15 protein-coding genes are annotated in these 15998 nt (G+C 59.9%); 6 read left to right on the top strand and 9 right to left on the bottom strand.

Annotated features, from left to right (window positions below; all coding sequences use genetic code 11):
* The first annotated feature begins 49 nt into the window (after positions 1-49).
* Positions 50-4294 carry a DNA-directed RNA polymerase subunit beta' gene (gene rpoC / locus PVW51_RS15610; protein WP_269365808.1) on the top strand — a complete coding sequence of 1415 codons (4245 nt, stop codon included), beginning with the start codon at positions 50-52 and terminating at the stop codon, positions 4292-4294.
* Between the two features lie 146 nt (positions 4295-4440).
* A complete protein-coding gene (locus PVW51_RS15605) occupies positions 4441-5307 on the top strand; it encodes a DMT family transporter (protein WP_274575970.1) in 867 nt (288 codons plus the stop codon).
* Here the strand turns inward: PVW51_RS15605 and PVW51_RS15600 are convergent.
* Positions 5296-6102 carry a putative rhamnosyl transferase gene (locus tag PVW51_RS15600; protein ID WP_114273620.1) on the bottom strand — a complete coding sequence of 269 codons (807 nt, stop codon included), beginning with the start codon at positions 6100-6102 and terminating at the stop codon, positions 5296-5298. The two genes, PVW51_RS15605 and PVW51_RS15600, sit on opposite strands and share 12 nt — an antisense overlap.
* 368 nt (positions 6103-6470) lie before the next feature.
* On the opposite strand from PVW51_RS15600, the gene rpsL reads away from it, so the two are divergent.
* The 4 genes from rpsL to tuf all read left to right on the top strand — a co-directional run bounded on the left by rpsL (position 6471) and on the right by tuf (position 10884).
* Entirely contained in the window at positions 6471-6842 is a 372-nt protein-coding gene (rpsL, locus tag PVW51_RS15595; protein ID WP_025063456.1) for a 30S ribosomal protein S12, read from the top strand.
* Between the two features lie 97 nt (positions 6843-6939).
* Positions 6940-7410, top strand: coding sequence for a 30S ribosomal protein S7 (gene rpsG / locus PVW51_RS15590; RefSeq protein WP_067294877.1), 471 nt, complete (start codon positions 6940-6942; stop codon positions 7408-7410).
* Between the two features lie 77 nt (positions 7411-7487).
* Complete coding sequence (gene fusA, locus PVW51_RS15585; protein ID WP_274575967.1) at positions 7488-9614, top strand: elongation factor G; 2127 nt, start codon at positions 7488-7490, stop codon at positions 9612-9614.
* A gap of 94 nt (positions 9615-9708) precedes the next feature.
* Positions 9709-10884, top strand: coding sequence for an elongation factor Tu (gene tuf, locus PVW51_RS15580; protein ID WP_274575965.1), 1176 nt, complete (start codon positions 9709-9711; stop codon positions 10882-10884).
* A gap of 184 nt (positions 10885-11068) precedes the next feature.
* Here the strand turns inward: tuf and PVW51_RS15575 are convergent, their stop codons facing one another.
* The 8 genes from PVW51_RS15575 to PVW51_RS15540 all read right to left on the bottom strand — a co-directional run bounded on the left by PVW51_RS15575 (position 11069) and on the right by PVW51_RS15540 (position 15865).
* Positions 11069-11245, bottom strand: a complete 177-nt coding sequence (locus tag PVW51_RS15575; protein WP_269365818.1) for a hypothetical protein — start codon at positions 11243-11245, stop codon at positions 11069-11071.
* Between the two features lie 193 nt (positions 11246-11438).
* A complete protein-coding gene (locus PVW51_RS24320; protein ID WP_443288248.1) occupies positions 11439-11540 on the bottom strand; it encodes a Fic family protein in 102 nt (33 codons plus the stop codon).
* Between the two features lie 560 nt (positions 11541-12100).
* Positions 12101-12514 (bottom strand): 50S ribosomal protein L16, encoded by a 414-nt coding sequence (gene rplP / locus PVW51_RS15565; protein ID WP_067296658.1) that lies wholly within the window; start codon positions 12512-12514, stop codon positions 12101-12103.
* A gap of 11 nt (positions 12515-12525) precedes the next feature.
* Positions 12526-13233: a 30S ribosomal protein S3 gene (rpsC, locus tag PVW51_RS15560; RefSeq protein WP_067296660.1), complete on the bottom strand. Its 708-nt coding sequence runs from the start codon at positions 13231-13233 to the stop codon at positions 12526-12528.
* Positions 13233-13613 (bottom strand): 50S ribosomal protein L22, encoded by a 381-nt coding sequence (rplV, locus tag PVW51_RS15555; protein ID WP_025054725.1) that lies wholly within the window; start codon positions 13611-13613, stop codon positions 13233-13235. Before rplV ends, rpsC begins: the two co-directional genes overlap by 1 nt.
* 3 nt (positions 13614-13616) lie before the next feature.
* Entirely contained in the window at positions 13617-13895 is a 279-nt protein-coding gene (gene rpsS, locus PVW51_RS15550; RefSeq protein ID WP_067296663.1) for a 30S ribosomal protein S19, read from the bottom strand.
* Positions 13896-13898: 3 nt separating this feature from the next.
* Positions 13899-14741 (bottom strand): 50S ribosomal protein L2, encoded by an 843-nt coding sequence (gene rplB, locus PVW51_RS15545; protein ID WP_067296666.1) that lies wholly within the window; start codon positions 14739-14741, stop codon positions 13899-13901.
* A 272-nt stretch (positions 14742-15013) separates the two neighbouring features.
* The gene (locus PVW51_RS15540; RefSeq protein ID WP_269365825.1) at positions 15014-15865 is read right to left on the bottom strand and encodes a delta-class carbonic anhydrase; all 852 of its coding nucleotides are present in this window, start codon (positions 15863-15865) and stop codon (positions 15014-15016) included.
* Positions 15866-15998 lie beyond the last annotated feature (133 nt).

Raw genomic sequence — 15998 nt, 5'->3', positions numbered from 1 at the left:
ACCTTTCGCCAAAACCTTCCCCGCACCCTCTTACAAATGAGGAAAAGATATGAACCAGGAACTGACAAACAACCCGTTCAACCCGCTGACGCCGCCCAAGGTGTTCGATGAGATCAAGGTCTCTCTGGCATCGCCCGAGCGGATCCTGTCGTGGTCCTTCGGCGAGATCAAGAAACCTGAGACGATCAACTACCGCACGTTCAAGCCCGAGCGTGACGGTCTGTTCTGCGCGCGCATCTTTGGCCCGATCAAGGATTACGAATGCCTCTGCGGCAAATACAAGCGCATGAAGTATCGCGGTGTCGTCTGCGAGAAATGCGGCGTTGAAGTGACCCTGCAAAAGGTCCGCCGCGAGCGTATGGGCCACATCGAACTGGCCTCGCCGGTCGCGCACATCTGGTTCCTGAAATCGCTGCCCTCCCGCATCGGCCTGATGCTGGACATGACGCTGCGCGATCTGGAACGCGTGCTGTACTTCGAAAACTACGTCGTGATCGAACCCGGTCTGACGGACCTCACCTACGGTCAGATGATGACCGAGGAAGAGTACATGGACGCCCAGGACGCCTATGGCATGGACGCTTTCACCGCCAACATCGGTGCCGAAGCGATCCGCGAAATGCTGGCGGCGATCGACCTGGAAGCCGAGGCCGACCAGCTGCGTGAAGAGCTGAAAGAAGCCACCGGCGAGTTGAAGCCCAAGAAGATCATCAAGCGTCTGAAGGTCGTGGAAAGCTTCCTGGAATCCGGCAACCGTCCGGAGTGGATGGTGCTGACCGTGATCCCCGTGATCCCGCCGGAACTGCGCCCGCTGGTGCCGCTGGACGGTGGCCGCTTTGCGACCTCCGACCTGAACGACCTCTATCGTCGCGTGATCAACCGGAACAACCGTCTGAAACGCCTGATCGAACTGCGTGCGCCTGACATCATCGTGCGCAACGAAAAGCGGATGCTGCAGGAATCGGTTGATGCGCTGTTTGACAACGGCCGTCGCGGCCGCGTCATCACCGGCGCCAACAAGCGTCCGCTGAAGTCGCTCTCCGACATGCTGAAAGGCAAGCAGGGCCGCTTCCGTCAGAACCTTTTGGGCAAGCGCGTCGACTTCTCCGGCCGTTCGGTCATCGTGACCGGCCCGGAACTCAAGCTGCATCAATGCGGCTTGCCCAAGAAGATGGCGCTCGAACTGTTCAAGCCGTTCATCTATTCGCGGCTGGAGGCCAAGGGCCTGTCCAGCACCGTGAAGCAGGCGAAGAAGCTGGTGGAAAAGGAACGTCCCGAGGTTTGGGACATCCTGGATGAGGTCATCCGCGAACACCCTGTCATGCTGAACCGGGCGCCCACGCTGCACCGTCTTGGCATTCAGGCGTTCGAACCCGTCCTGATCGAAGGCAAGGCGATCCAGCTGCACCCGCTGGTCTGTTCGGCCTTCAACGCCGACTTCGACGGCGACCAGATGGCGGTTCACGTGCCGCTCTCGCTGGAAGCGCAGCTTGAGGCGCGCGTCCTGATGATGTCGACCAACAACGTTCTGTCGCCTGCCAACGGCGCGCCGATCATCGTTCCCTCGCAGGATATGATCCTTGGCCTTTATTACACCACGCTGGAACGCGCGGGCATGAAGGGCGAAGGCAAGATCTTTGGCACCGTGGACGAAGTGCAGCACGCATTGGATGCGGGCGAAGTACACCTGCACACCAAGATCAAGGCCCGGATCAAGCAGATCGACAACGAGGGCAACGAGGTCATGGTGCGCTATGACACGACCCCCGGTCGTGTGCGTCTGGGTGCGCTGCTGCCGCTGAACGCCAAGGCACCTTTCGACCTGGTCAACCGTCTGCTGCGCAAGAAGGAAGTGCAGCAGGTCATCGACACCGTCTACCGCTATTGCGGCCAGAAGGAATCGGTTATCTTCTGTGACCAGATCATGACCATGGGCTTCCGCGAAGCGTTCAAGGCGGGCATTTCGTTCGGCAAGGACGACATGCTGATCCCGGACAGCAAATGGGGCCTCGTCGACGAGACCCGCGAGCAGGTCAAGGATTTCGAACAGCAGTACATGGACGGTCTGATCACCCAGGGTGAGAAGTACAACAAGGTCGTGGATGCCTGGTCGAAGTGTAACGACAAGGTGACCGAGGCCATGATGGGCTCGATCTCTGCAGAGCGGCTGGACGAAAACGGTGCCGTGATGGAACCGAACTCGGTCTACATGATGGCCCACTCCGGTGCCCGTGGTTCCGTGACCCAGATGAAACAGCTGGGCGGGATGCGCGGCCTGATGGCCAAGCCGAACGGCGACATCATCGAGACGCCGATCATCTCGAACTTCAAGGAAGGTCTGACCGTTCTTGAATACTTCAACTCGACCCACGGTGCCCGGAAGGGTCTGTCGGATACGGCTCTGAAAACCGCGAACTCCGGTTATCTGACACGGCGTCTGGTGGACGTGGCCCAGGATTGCATCGTGCGCATGCACGACTGCGGGACCGAAGCCGCGATCACTGCCGAAGCGGCGGTCAACGATGGTGAAGTCGTGTCTTCCCTGGCCGAGCGTCTGCTGGGCCGTGTGTCGGCGGATGACATCCTCAGACCCGGCACCGACGAAGTGCTGGTGCCCGCGGGGACCATCATCGACGAACGGATGGCGGATCTGGTGGACGAAGCTGCGGTTCAGTCCGCACGCATCCGTTCGCCGCTGACCTGCGAAGCCGAAGAGGGCGTCTGCGCCATGTGCTATGGCCGTGACCTCGCACGCGGCACCCTGGTCAACCAGGGTGAAGCCGTGGGCATCATCGCGGCGCAGTCCATTGGTGAACCCGGTACACAGCTGACGATGCGGACCTTCCACATCGGCGGCGTTGCTCAGGGTGGCCAGCAGTCTTTCCTTGAGGCGTCTCAGGAAGGCAAGATCGTGTTCGAAAACGCCCAGACCATCGAAAACGCCAATGGCGAAGTGATCGTGATGGGCCGGAACATGAAGCTGCGGATTGTCGGTGAGGACGATGCCGAGCGGGCCAGCCACAAGATCGGCTATGGTACGACGCTGTTCGTCAAGGACGGGCAGAAAGTCGCCCGGGGTGACAAGCTGATTGAATGGGATCCCTATACCCTGCCGATCATCGCGGAGAAATCGGGCCTGACCAAGTTCGTCGACCTGGTGTCGGGTATCGCCGTCAAGGACGAGACCGATGACGCGACAGGCATGACCCAGAAGATCGTGATCGACTGGCGCGCGGCCCCCAAGGGCAACGAGCTGAAGCCGGAAGTGATCCTTGTGGGTGAAGATGGTGAACCGGTCCGCAACGATGCGGGCAACCCGGTGACCTATCCGATGTCCGTGGATGCGGTTCTGTCCGTTGAGGACGGCACCGACATCAAGGCGGGTGACGTCATCGCGCGTATCCCGCGCGAAGGTGCCAAGACCAAGGACATCACCGGTGGTCTGCCGCGCGTGGCCGAACTCTTTGAGGCGCGTCGCCCCAAGGATCACGCCATCATCGCGGAAATCGACGGCTATGTGCGCTACGGCAAGGACTACAAGAACAAACGCCGTATCGCGATCGAGTCTGCCGATGATCCCGACGTCAAGGTCGAGTACATGGTGCCCAAGGGCAAGCACATCCCGGTTGCGGAAGGTGACTATGTCCAGAAAGGCGATTACATCATGGACGGCAACCCGGCGCCGCATGACATCCTTGCGATCATGGGTGTGGAGGCTCTGGCCGACTACATGATCGACGAAGTGCAGGATGTTTATCGTCTGCAGGGTGTGAAGATCAACGACAAGCACATCGAGGTGATCGTGCGCCAGATGCTGCAGAAGTGGGAAGTCCAGGATTCGGGCGAGACCACGCTGCTCAAGGGCGAACATGTCGACAAGCAGGAGTTCGATCTGGCCAACGAGAAGGCGATCAAGAAGGGCGGTCGTCCGGCCAAGGGCGAACCGATCCTGCTGGGCATCACCAAGGCGTCGCTGCAGACCCGCAGCTTCATCTCTGCCGCGTCCTTCCAGGAAACCACGCGGGTTCTGACCGAGGCTTCGGTCCAGGGCAAGCGCGACAAACTGGTGGGTCTCAAGGAGAACGTCATCGTGGGCCGTCTGATCCCGGCTGGTACGGGCGGTGCGACCATGCAGATGCGCAAGGTTGCCCAGGACCGTGACAACGTGGTCATCGAAGCCCGCCGCGAAGAGGCAGAGCAGGCCGCACGCCTCGCCGCGCCGGAAGCAAGCGACGATGTGGTCGGCGGCGATGTCTTTGACACCGTGATCGTGGATGAAGAAAGCCGCGATTGATCTGATCACCCGTGACTGAAGAAAGCCCCCGGCACCCCAGGTGTCGGGGGTTTTCGTTTTTCCGGCCCCTGCGTCGGGTGGGATTGTGCATGCCCGGCGACGCGGCATAGGGTGCGCGAGTTACACTTGTCGAAGGGCGCCGAACAATGTCACCCACTCTGCTTGGCGCGTTGCTGATGACGGCCTCCATGGCGTCTTTCACCCTGAATGATGCGCTGCTGAAACTGACGGCGGGCGCGGTGCCGCTGGCGCAGCTGATCTTCATCCGTTCGCTGATCACCTGTTCGCTGATGCTGGCGACCAAGGGGCGGATCGGGACGATGCATTTCGACATCGCGCGCCGCGACTGGGTCCTGATCGGGGCCAGGGCCGCGACAGAGATCAGTATCTCTTACTTTTTCCTCACCGCATTGTTCAAAATGCCGCTCGCCAATATCACCGCGATCATGCAGGTGGTGCCGCTGGCCGTGACCCTTGCCTCGGCGCTGTTCCTGCGCGAGGCGGTCGGGCGTCGGCGCATCACGGCGATCGTGATCGGGTTTGCGGGTGTCATGCTGATCATCAGGCCGGGGGCGGAAGGGTTCAACATCTGGGCGATCTATGCGCTGCTGGCGGTGCTGGGGGTCACCGCCCGTGACCTGATCACCCGGCAGTTGTCGCCGCAGGTTCCCTCGATGACCGTTGCGCTCAGCACGGCGGTTGCGGTGATGGTGTCCTTCGGTCTGGTGTCGCTGTTCGGCCCTTGGGTTTCAATCGCGCCGGATATCTGGGTGCTGATCATCAGTTCGGCGGTGGTGATCATGGCAGGCTACTTCCTGTCCATCTGGGTGATGCGGGTGGGCGACGTATCTTTCACCGCGCCCTTCCGCTACACGCAGTTGGTCTGGGCATTGTTGCTGGGCTGGTTCGTCTTTGGCGAATGGCCCGGCTGGATGACATTGACGGGGGCGGCAATTGTCGTGGCGACCGGGGTCTTCACCTTCTACCGCGAGCGCATACTGTCAGCTGCCTGAAAAGACCCGCCTGACGTGATCCGCGTCGATGGCAAACCGTTTCCTGAACAGCTTTTCCTGTGCGCCGGTCAGCGGGGTCACCGGGATCGGCTTGACCTTTTTCTGCCGCGAATCGTTAAAGCCGTTGTGGCTGCGCACCCACATCGCGGGGTCCGAGAAACTGATCGCGGGCATGAACCGGGGGATTTTCTCATGCGCAAAGTTCATGATGGTCTGTGAACAATTGCCCTTGATGTACATGCCCAGCGAGGCGACGTAGAACTGGCGGAACATGTCCACCGCCGCAATCCCCTCCGCACCGAATTCTGCCACGAAGCCGCGGTTCCAGTCATAGGCGACGGTGCGGTTGCTGCCGATCAACGCGCTGGAATCTGCCACCGCGCGGCGCAGCTTTTCGATGAAATCGACAGAGACCGCATCATCGTCGTCATACCGGAATTGCAGGCAGGGCTCCGCCGGATTGATCCGCGCTTCGTTCAGGATTTCCTTCATCACCTCGCGCTGGTTGCGCGGTGGTTCCTTGTGAATCAGGGCCTGCGGCAGGTCTTTGACAAGGGATTCGAGCCGTTTCTCATGATGTTTCGGAAACTGGTCGCCAATGACGATGATCAGGCTGAAATCAGGGTCGGTCTGTGCCCTCAGACAGGGCAGTGCGACGGTTTCGAGCAGTTGAAACCGCTCTTCCAGCCGCCTGTCTTCGTAAAGATAGGCGATCCTTTCCTCGATGTCCTCATGTTCGACCTGAAAGCCCCCCAGCGCGGGATAGGAAAAACGGCAAAGTCCGATCGCCTGCATACGGGTGGTTTCCTCTTGAGGCCTGCGGGTGACCCCGAATATGCAGGTGCGGCAGGCGCCGTTGCAAGCGCCTTTGCTCCTGGTCCGCTGCGATCCTGACGGGCCGGGGGCTGTTGACACCCTGTGCCCAACGGCCTATACGCGCGCTATCCGGGACGTGGGGCAACCCCTGCTGGCCCGAAATCATAAGCTACGTGGTCAAGACCCGGTCTAATGCTGATCCGGTCCTCTGTAACCCCACCGCCTCGTTTTCCTCGGTACGGGAACGTTGCGGTGTTTTTGCTTTGCCGAAGGTAAAGCATCGAATTTGAAACCGCATGGGGTGCTCCTCGTGCATCTGATGTGAGACAGAACGGGGATAAACCGGAATGCCAACGATCCAACAGCTGATCCGCAAGCCGCGGCAGCCGAAGCGTAAATACTCGAAATCCATGCACCTGCAGGAATGCCCGCAGAAGCGTGGCGTCTGTACCCGCGTGTACACCACCACACCGAAGAAACCGAACTCGGCCATGCGTAAGGTTGCCAAGGTGCGCCTGACCAACGGCTTTGAGGTCATCAGCTATATTCCGGGTGAAAGCCACAACCTTCAGGAACACTCCGTTGTCCTGATCCGCGGCGGCCGTGTCAAAGACCTTCCCGGTGTGCGTTACCACATCCTGCGCGGCGTTCTGGATACGCAAGGCGTCAAGGATCGTAAGCAGCGCCGTTCCAAGTACGGTGCCAAGCGTCCGAAGTAATTTGTGCAGCGGTGCGCAGTCAATGCGCACCCTACTCATCCATCCGTAGGGTGCGCATTGATGCGCACCACCCGAGCCCACGAAGGAAGACAACGACATGTCACGCCGCCACGCCGCTGAAAAACGCGAAGTTCTGCCGGACGCCAAGTATGGCGATCTGGTTCTGACCAAATTCATGAACAACCTCATGATCGACGGCAAGAAATCCGTCGCCGAAACAATCGTCTACAACGCGATGACCCGCGTTGAGGACAAGATCAAACGCGCGCCCATCGAAGTGTTCCACGAAGCACTTGAAAACATCCAGCCCTCCGTCGAAGTGCGCTCGCGCCGCGTCGGTGGTGCGACCTACCAGGTGCCCGTGGAAGTGCGTCCCGAGCGTCGTCAGGCGCTGGCGATCCGCTGGTTGATCAAGGCCGCGCGTTCGCGCAACGAGAACACCATGGAAGAACGTCTTGCCGGGGAACTGCTGGATGCCGTTCAATCCCGTGGCACAGCCGTGAAAAAGCGTGAAGACACGCACAAGATGGCCGATGCCAACAAGGCATTCAGCCACTACCGCTGGTAATTCACTTCAAAGATCGGGGCTGCGATACGCGTGGCCCCTGACCCTTTTTAACGCAAGACCTCTGAGGACACCTCCCAATGGCACGCGACTATCCGCTTCAACGCTATCGCAACTTTGGCATCATGGCGCACATCGATGCCGGCAAGACCACATGTTCGGAACGCATCCTGTTCTACACCGGCAAGAGCCACAACATCGGTGAGGTCCACGACGGTGCGGCCACGATGGACTGGATGGAGCAGGAGCAGGAGCGCGGCATCACCATCACTTCCGCTGCGACGACAACGTTCTGGCAGCGCCAGGAAGAGCCGACAGCAGATGCCACATCCGACACCAAGTACCGGATGAACATCATCGACACGCCCGGCCACGTGGACTTTACCATCGAGGTTGAGCGTTCATTGGCCGTTCTCGACGGCGCGGTTGCCGTGCTTGACGCCAATGCCGGTGTCGAGCCGCAGACAGAGACTGTCTGGCGCCAGGCCGACCGCTACAAGGTGCCGCGCATCGTCTTTGTCAACAAGATGGACAAGATCGGCGCCGACTTCTTCAACTGCGTGAAGATGATCAAGGACCGTACCGGTGCGACACCGGCACCGATCCAGATCCCGATCGGCGCCGAAAACGAGCTTGAGGGCATGGTCGACCTGGTGACCATGAAAGAATGGGTCTGGGCCGGTGAAGACCTCGGCGCGTCCTGGGAACAGCGCGAGATCCGCGACAGCCTCAAGGCACAGGCCGACGAATGGCGCGCCCACCTCATCGAGACTGCGGTCGAGATGGATGATGACGCCATGGAAAACTACCTGATGGACGGCGCGGAGCCGGACGTGGACACGCTGCGCAAGCTGATCCGCAAGGGTACGCTGGCGATCAAGTTCATTCCCGTCCTCTGTGGTTCCGCGTTCAAGAACAAGGGCGTGCAGCCCCTGCTGAACGCCGTGATCGACTATCTGCCCAGCCCGCTGGACGTTGTCGATTACATGGGCTTCAAACCCGGTGACGAAACGGAAACCCGCAACATCCCGCGCCGCGCGGACGACGACATGGCGTTCTCGGGCCTTGCGTTCAAAATCATGAACGACCCCTTCGTCGGCTCGCTGACCTTCACCCGCATCTATTCGGGCAAGATCAACAAGGGTGACAACATCCTGAACTCCACCAAGGGCAAGAAAGAGCGCATCGGCCGTATGATGATGATGCACTCGAACAACCGCGAGGAAATCGAAGAAGCCTTTGCGGGCGACATCATCGCGCTGGCGGGTCTGAAAGACACCACCACAGGTGACACGCTTTGTGCCCAGAACGATCCGGTGGTGCTGGAAACCATGACCTTCCCGGATCCGGTGATCGAGATCGCGGTCGAGCCCAAGACAAAAGCCGACCAGGAAAAGATGTCCGCAGGTCTGGCCCGTCTGGCTGCCGAGGACCCGTCCTTCCGCGTGGAGACCGACCTCGAATCCGGTCAGACCATCATGAAGGGCATGGGCGAACTTCACCTCGACATCTTGGTGGATCGCCTGAAGCGTGAATTCAAGGTCGAAGCGAACATCGGTGCACCGCAGGTGGCTTACCGCGAAACGATTACGCGCGAAGCCGAGATCACCTACACCCACAAGAAACAGTCCGGTGGTTCCGGTCAGTTCGCCGAGGTGAAGATGATCCTGATGCCGACGGAGCCGGGCGAAGGCTATTCCTTCGAAAGCCGCATCGTCGGTGGTGCCGTGCCCAAGGAATATATCCCGGGTGTGGAAAAGGGTATCAAGTCGGTTCTGGACTCCGGTCCACTGGCGGGCTTCCCTGTCATCGACTTCAAGGTGGCGCTGATCGACGGTAAGTTCCACGATGTTGACTCTTCGGTGCTGGCGTTCGAAATCGCGGCCCGGATGGGTATGCGCGAAGGCATGAAGAAGGCCGGTGCGAAACTGCTGGAACCGATCATGAAAGTCGAAGTGGTGACGCCCGAGGAATACACCGGCGGCATCATCGGCGACCTCACGTCGCGTCGCGGTCAGGTGCAGGGTCAGGACACACGCGGCAACGCGATTGCGATCGACTGCTTCGTGCCGCTGGCCAACATGTTCGGCTACATCAACACGCTGCGGTCGATGTCGTCGGGCCGTGCGAACTTCACCATGCAGTTCGACCATTACGAGGCCGTGCCGCAGAACATCTCGGACGAAATCCAGTCCAAATTCGCTTGATCCAGCGGTGCGTGGGAAACCACGCACCCTACACCAACCCGTAGGGTGTGTGCCGTGCACGCACCGTTTTGAATAAAAATGAAGGAGCCACACCATGGCAAAGGCAAAGTTTGAACGTAACAAGCCGCACGTTAACATCGGCACGATTGGTCACGTTGACCACGGCAAGACAACTCTGACAGCGGCGATCACGAAGTATTTCGGCGACTTCCGTGCGTATGACCAGATCGACGGCGCACCCGAAGAGAAAGCCCGCGGGATCACCATTTCGACCGCGCATGTGGAATACGAGACCGATGCGCGTCACTACGCCCACGTCGACTGCCCCGGCCACGCCGACTACGTCAAGAACATGATCACCGGTGCGGCGCAGATGGACGGCGCGATCCTGGTTGTGAACGCGGCTGACGGCCCGATGCCCCAGACCCGCGAGCACATCCTGCTGGGCCGCCAGGTGGGCATCCCCACCATGGTTGTCTACATGAACAAGGTCGACCAGGTGGACGACGCGGAACTGCTGGAACTGGTGGAAATGGAAATCCGCGAGCTGCTGTCTTCCTACGAATACCCCGGCGACGACATTCCGGTCATCCCCGGCTCCGCGCTGGCGGCGATGGAAGGCCGCGATCCCGAGATCGGCGAGAATTCGATCCGCGCGCTGATGGCTGCGGTTGACGAATGGATCCCGACCCCCGAGCGTGCGGTTGACCAGCCCTTCCTGATGCCGGTCGAGGACGTGTTCTCGTTCTCCGGCCGTGGTACGGTTGTGACCGGCCGTGTGGAACGTGGCGTGATCAACGTGGGCGACGAGATCGAGATCGTCGGCATCCGCGACACCAAGAAGACGACCTGCACAGGCGTTGAAATGTTCCGCAAGCTGCTGGACCGTGGTGAAGCGGGCGACAACATCGGCGCATTGCTGCGTGGTGTGGAGCGTGAAGGCGTCGAGCGTGGCCAGGTGCTGTGCAAGCCGGGTTCCGTGACCCCGCACACCAAGTTCGAAGCCGAAGCCTATATCCTGACCAAGGAAGAGGGTGGCCGTCACACGCCGTTCTTCGCGAACTACCGTCCGCAGTTCTACTTCCGGACCACCGACGTGACCGGCACGGTTCAGCTGAACGAAGGCACCGAGATGGTGATGCCGGGCGACAACGTGTCCTTTGGCGTTGAACTGATCGCGCCGATCGCGATGGAGCAGGGCCTGCGCTTTGCGATCCGCGAAGGCGGCCGCACCGTTGGTGCGGGCGTGGTGTCGAAGATCACCGACTGATCGGGCAGGCGCCCGCAAGGGCGCGCTCCTGAGCACACGAACAGGCAAGGCCGCTCCCACAGGGGGCGGCCTTTGTCGTTGGGGGGTGTGGGGGCAGTAGCGCGCAGACCGCGCCTGGCGGGGCTTATTGCAGGCCTGTGGGGGTCGGAGCGGGCAGGGCAGGGGCTCAGGCGCGGAAAGCGGGCTACCTTGCCTTCTTCGCCGCTTTTTCTTCCTTGGTCAGCTTGCTGCCCCATTGATTGTTGCTAAGCCCGAGGTCTTCGCGCATCGGCTTGGTCTTGCCCTTCTTCACCTCTCCGCCCTTGTCCAGGAAGGCCTTGATGAGGGCGGCATCGGTCGTCGGCTTGGGGACTTTCTTCATCGCGCTGGACCTTTTGTTATGGGATGCGACGAGCCTATCGCTGACATGATGCAAAATCCATAGCATGGGATATCGCGCAAACAGAAAGCCCCCGCTGATGTCTCAGCGGGGGCTTTCATATCTCTATATCTTGGTCAGCAGAGGTGCGCGCAGAGCGCACACCCTACGTAGGGTGCGCATTCATGCGCACCGCCTACCAATCTTCTCTGACGACAACCCGTGTCTTGATCAACAACTCCACCAGAATCCAGGCTGTGCGCTTGTTGCCGTCAGTAAACCCGTGGTTGCCAACCACGCTTTCCAAAAGCGCAGAAGCCTTTGCCGCGATCGAGCGGTGGTATCCAGAGTATGGCCTCGAAATTGCGGACTGGATGAGGTGAAGGCTGGAAACACCATCACGACCTCCATAGGTTAGCGCTTCATCGTGAGCGGCCAACGCGTCGGCGAGTGTTATCCTTTAATGGCGTTTACCGATCCGCAAGTCGCTGCAATGCAACGCCTCGCTTGCTGGAGACTTCTTTAATCGTCTTAACCGTCTTCGGGTTGCTTTTCGACGTACTCGCGTTCGTCCCGACTGCGACGAACTTACCGCTTTTTGCGTTACGGGCGATCCAGCCCCCGTTTATTACGGTTTTTTCGTGTTGTTCGCCATGCTCTCCACTCGCACACTAAAAAGCGCGTCATCGCTATATATCATATGCGAGGTATCGTTGCGCAAGAGTCTGTAAGAAGCGGCAGGCAAACAGAAAGCCCCCGCTGATGTCTCAGCGGGGGCTTTCATATCTCTACATCTTGGTGGGCAGAGGTGCGCGCAGAGCGCACACCCTACGTAGGGTGCGCATTCATGCGCACCGCCTACCAATCTTCTCTGACGACAACCCGTGTCTTGATCGGCAGCTTCATCGCGGCCAGGCGCAGCGCCTCGCGGGCAACGTCGTCACCGACACCGTCGATTTCGAACATGATGCGACCCGGCTTCACCTTGGCTGCCCAGAAGTCGACGGAACCTTTACCCTTACCCATACGCACTTCGACGGGCTTGGAGGTGACCGGGACATCCGGGAAGATACGGATCCAGACGCGGCCCTGACGCTTCATGTGGCGCGTCATGGCACGGCGTGCGGCTTCGATCTGGCGTGCTGTGACACGCTCAGGCTGCAGTGCCTTCAGGCCGTAGGTGCCAAAGTTCAGGTCAGACCCGCCCTTTGCCAGACCCTTGATCGAGCCTTTGAACTGCTTGCGGAATTTCGTCCGTTTTGGCTGTAGCATCTATCTGCTCCTTACCGGCGACCGCCGGCACCGCGAGGTGCTGGGCCGTCTTGAAGTTCCTGGTGCTTGCGATCGCGGGCACCCGGATCATGTTCCATGATCTCGCCTTTGAAGATCCAGGTCTTGATCCCGATGATGCCATAGGCCGTTTCGGCTTCCACGTGGGCATAGTCGATGTCTGCACGCAGTGTGTGCAGAGGCACGCGCCCCTCGCGGTACCATTCGGTCCGGGCGATCTCGGCACCGCCAAGGCGGCCTGCGAGGTTCACACGGATACCCAGGGCACCCATACGCATGGCGTTCTGAACCGCACGTTTCATGGCGCGGCGGAAGGAAACCCGGCGCTCCAGCTGCTGTGCGATGCTTTCACCGACCAATGCGGCATCCAGTTCGGGCTTGCGGACTTCAACGATGTTGAGGTGCAGTTCCGAGCTAGTCATCTTGGCGATCTTCTGACGCAGACCTTCGATGTCCGCACCTTTCTTGCCGATGATGACGCCGGGACGCGCGGTGTGGATCGTGACGCGGCACTTCTTGTGCGGACGTTCGATGATCACGCGGGCGATACCGGCCTGCTTGCACTCTTCCTTGATGAAGGCGCGGATGGCGAGGTCTTCCAGCAGAAGATCGCCGTAGTCCTTCGTATCGGCATACCAGCGGCTGTCCCAAGTGCGGTTGACCTGCAGGCGCATGCCGATCGGGTTTACTTTGTTACCCATTATGCTTGCTCCTCAACTTGACGCACGACGATGGTGACTTCGGCAAACGGCTTCATGATCTTGCCGAACCGGCCACGCGCACGCGGGCGACCGCGCTTCATGGTCAGGTTCTTGCCGACATAGGCTTCGGCCACGATCAGCTCGTCCACGTCAAGGTTGTGGTTGTTCTCGGCGTTGGCGATGGCGGACTGAAGGCATTTCTTCACGTCCTGCGCGATCCGCTTCTTGGAGAAGGTCAGGTCCGTGAGGGCACGTTCCACCTTCTTGCCGCGGATCAGGCCGGCAACGAGGTTCAGTTTCTGCGGCGACGTCTTCAGCATGCGCAGTTTTGCGCGGGCTTCGTTGTCTGCCACGCGGCGGGGATTTTTATCCTTGCTCATGGCTTATTTCCGCTTTGCTTTTTTGTCGGCGGCATGACCGTAGTAGGTCCGTGTCGGGGAATATTCACCGAACTTCTGACCAATCATGTCTTCGCTGACGTTGACGGGGATGTGCTTGTGACCGTTGTAGACGCCGAACGTCAGGCCAACAAACTGCGGGAGGATCGTGGAACGGCGCGACCAGATCTTGATCACTTCGTTCCGGCCGCTCTCACGCGACGCTTCGGCCTTCTTGAGGACATAAGAGTCGACAAAAGGGCCTTTCCATACTGAACGAGACATCTATTAACGCCCCTTCTTCTTGGCGTGCCGCGAGCGGATGATCAGCTTGCTGGACGCTTTGTTCTTGTTGCGGGTCTTGGCACCCTTTGTCGGCTTGCCCCATGGGGTCACCGGATGACGACCACCAGAGGTCCGGCCTTCACCACCACCATGCGGGTGGTCGATCGGGTTCATCACGACACCACGCACAGAGGGGCGGATGCCCTTGTGACGCATGCGGCCCGCTTTGCCGTAGTTCTGGTTGGAGTTGTCGGGGTTCGACACGGCACCGACGGTGGCCATGCATTCCTGACGGACCAGGCGCAGTTCGCCGCTGCTCAGACGGATCTGGGCATAGCCGCCATCGCGGCCCACGAATTGTGCGTAGGTGCCTGCAGCACGGGCGATCTGACCGCCTTTGCCGGGCTTCATTTCGATGTTGTGGACGATTGTGCCGATGGGCATGCCGGAGAAAGGCATTGCGTTGCCCGGCTTGATGTCCTGCTTTGCGCCCGCGATGACCTTGTCACCGACGGCCAGACGCTGAGGGGCCAGGATATAGGCCTGTTCGCCATCTTCGTACTGGATCAGGGCAATAAAGGCTGTCCGGTTCGGGTCATATTCGATCCGCGCGACAACAGCGGACATGTCCAGCTTGTTGCGTTTGAAATCAACGATACGGTAGAGGCGCTTTGCACCACCACCTGTACGACGCATTGTGATCCGTCCGGTGTTGTTCCGTCCGCCGGATTTGGTCAGACCCTGAGTAAGGGCTTTGACCGGGCGGCCTTTCCAAAGCTCCGAACGGTCGATCAGTACCAGCCCACGCTGGCCCGGCGTCGTCGGTTTGTACGACTTGAGTGCCATGTTGTCTGTCTTCCGTTTAGCTGTGTGCCAGCGCGAGGCTGGCTATGGTTTATAGGGCCCCGAAGGTCCCCGAGGGATTGGCGCACAAGTTGTGCACCGGATGTACACAGGGCGTGTACCGCCCGGCATACAAACAACGACAGAGCCCCGGACGAATCCGGGGCTTTGCCGATGGGGTCGTGTAGGGGAGGACGCGGGGAGGGTCAAGTGATTAGACCCCAAATCCCGCGAACTGTCCCCGGCAGCCACATGTCAGTATCCTGAGCCGCCCCTCAATGGGTGATCGGAGACAGCAGGTCAGGGTTAACCACCAGATTGCGGACGCCATGGGCGTGGTCTTCCTCAAACGGGTTGTCCTTGAGCCAGGTTTCGACGGACTGGATGCTCACATGCGCAACCTTGGGCCGGACGTTCCATGTGACCTCAAAAGGCGATGCCTTTTCATTGTACCCCGGTCCGGTTGTCGATCCGGCATAGGTCACGGGTTCCCCCAGCGTTTCCAGCAGATTGGGCGCCTGGTAGTAGCCGTTCACTTTATCAACCTGCGCCAGCTTGGTGAAATCCAGCGCCTGTTCATCGTTCACCAGGACCATGACTTCGGCCTCGACCCGCAGCTGCGGGTTGCCGATGGCATCGTTCAGGCAGGCCCCCAATGTCGGGCCCGGTTCAACCTGGGCAGTGGAATAGACAAAGTGAACCTCGATGGTGTCACCTGGCTCAAGATCGCCATGCTCGTTGACACCGACCTTGTGATCCAGCGGCGCAAGTTCGGCTGCGGTCAATTCACCATCATACTTGAAGCCGGTTCCGTTGCCGTGGCCATCGCCATTTCCGGCGTAGGTCGTGAACTCGCCGCCGCGGTGTTCCGCGTTTTCGTGGAAGTGGATGTTGCAAAGGTTCATCTGCGTATAGGCAGGTGCCGCACCAAAGACGCGCGGGTTGCTGCCCGTGGTCACGCTGATGTCACGCGGGGATTGCGGGCCAAAGCCAACGCCGTCGGCGCTGGAGGCAAGTGCCGCGCGCTGTTCGGCAATGGTGGAGTCGGAGGCATCAACGGGTTCATCGGCGAAGGCAGTGTTGAACAGCGCAATCGACGCGAATGCTGCCACAAGATATTGTCTCATTTTAGAGTCCATAATAGTTCCTGTAACGGACTGGACCATGGAAATGCGGACTGTACCTCGGCAGGTCCAAACTCCAATCCTGCGCTTGGCATACTCCTCATCAGCACAGGCTGTATAGGTTCTAAGGCTCAGA

This window comes from Sulfitobacter sp. PR48 (assembly GCF_028807335.1).
Classification (GTDB): domain Bacteria; phylum Pseudomonadota; class Alphaproteobacteria; order Rhodobacterales; family Rhodobacteraceae; genus Sulfitobacter.
The sequence above is the reverse complement of the archived record's forward strand: the minus strand, read 5'-3'. Positions and strand labels throughout refer to the sequence as shown.

Excerpts from the sequence above, each read along its gene's own strand:
- rpsG (WP_067294877.1), top strand. The coding sequence starts at position 6,940 with ATGTCACGCCGCCACGCCGCTGAAAAACGCGAAGTTCTGCCGGACGCC.
- rplP (WP_067296658.1), bottom strand. The coding sequence starts at position 12,514 with ATGCTACAGCCAAAACGGACGAAATTCCGCAAGCAGTTCAAAGGCTCG.
- PVW51_RS15575 (WP_269365818.1), bottom strand. The coding sequence starts at position 11,245 with ATGAAGAAAGTCCCCAAGCCGACGACCGATGCCGCCCTCATCAAGGCC.
- fusA (WP_274575967.1), top strand. The coding sequence starts at position 7,488 with ATGGCACGCGACTATCCGCTTCAACGCTATCGCAACTTTGGCATCATG.
- rplV (WP_025054725.1), bottom strand. The coding sequence starts at position 13,613 with ATGAGCAAGGATAAAAATCCCCGCCGCGTGGCAGACAACGAAGCCCGC.
- rpoC (WP_269365808.1), top strand. The coding sequence starts at position 50 with ATGAACCAGGAACTGACAAACAACCCGTTCAACCCGCTGACGCCGCCC.
- PVW51_RS15540 (WP_269365825.1), bottom strand. The coding sequence starts at position 15,865 with ATGAGACAATATCTTGTGGCAGCATTCGCGTCGATTGCGCTGTTCAAC.
- rplB (WP_067296666.1), bottom strand. The coding sequence starts at position 14,741 with ATGGCACTCAAGTCGTACAAACCGACGACGCCGGGCCAGCGTGGGCTG.
- PVW51_RS15600 (WP_114273620.1), bottom strand. The coding sequence starts at position 6,102 with ATGCAGGCGATCGGACTTTGCCGTTTTTCCTATCCCGCGCTGGGGGGC.
- tuf (WP_274575965.1), top strand. The coding sequence starts at position 9,709 with ATGGCAAAGGCAAAGTTTGAACGTAACAAGCCGCACGTTAACATCGGC.
- rpsS (WP_067296663.1), bottom strand. The coding sequence starts at position 13,895 with ATGTCTCGTTCAGTATGGAAAGGCCCTTTTGTCGACTCTTATGTCCTC.
- rpsL (WP_025063456.1), top strand. The coding sequence starts at position 6,471 with ATGCCAACGATCCAACAGCTGATCCGCAAGCCGCGGCAGCCGAAGCGT.
- PVW51_RS15605 (WP_274575970.1), top strand. The coding sequence starts at position 4,441 with ATGTCACCCACTCTGCTTGGCGCGTTGCTGATGACGGCCTCCATGGCG.
- rpsC (WP_067296660.1), bottom strand. The coding sequence starts at position 13,233 with ATGGGTAACAAAGTAAACCCGATCGGCATGCGCCTGCAGGTCAACCGC.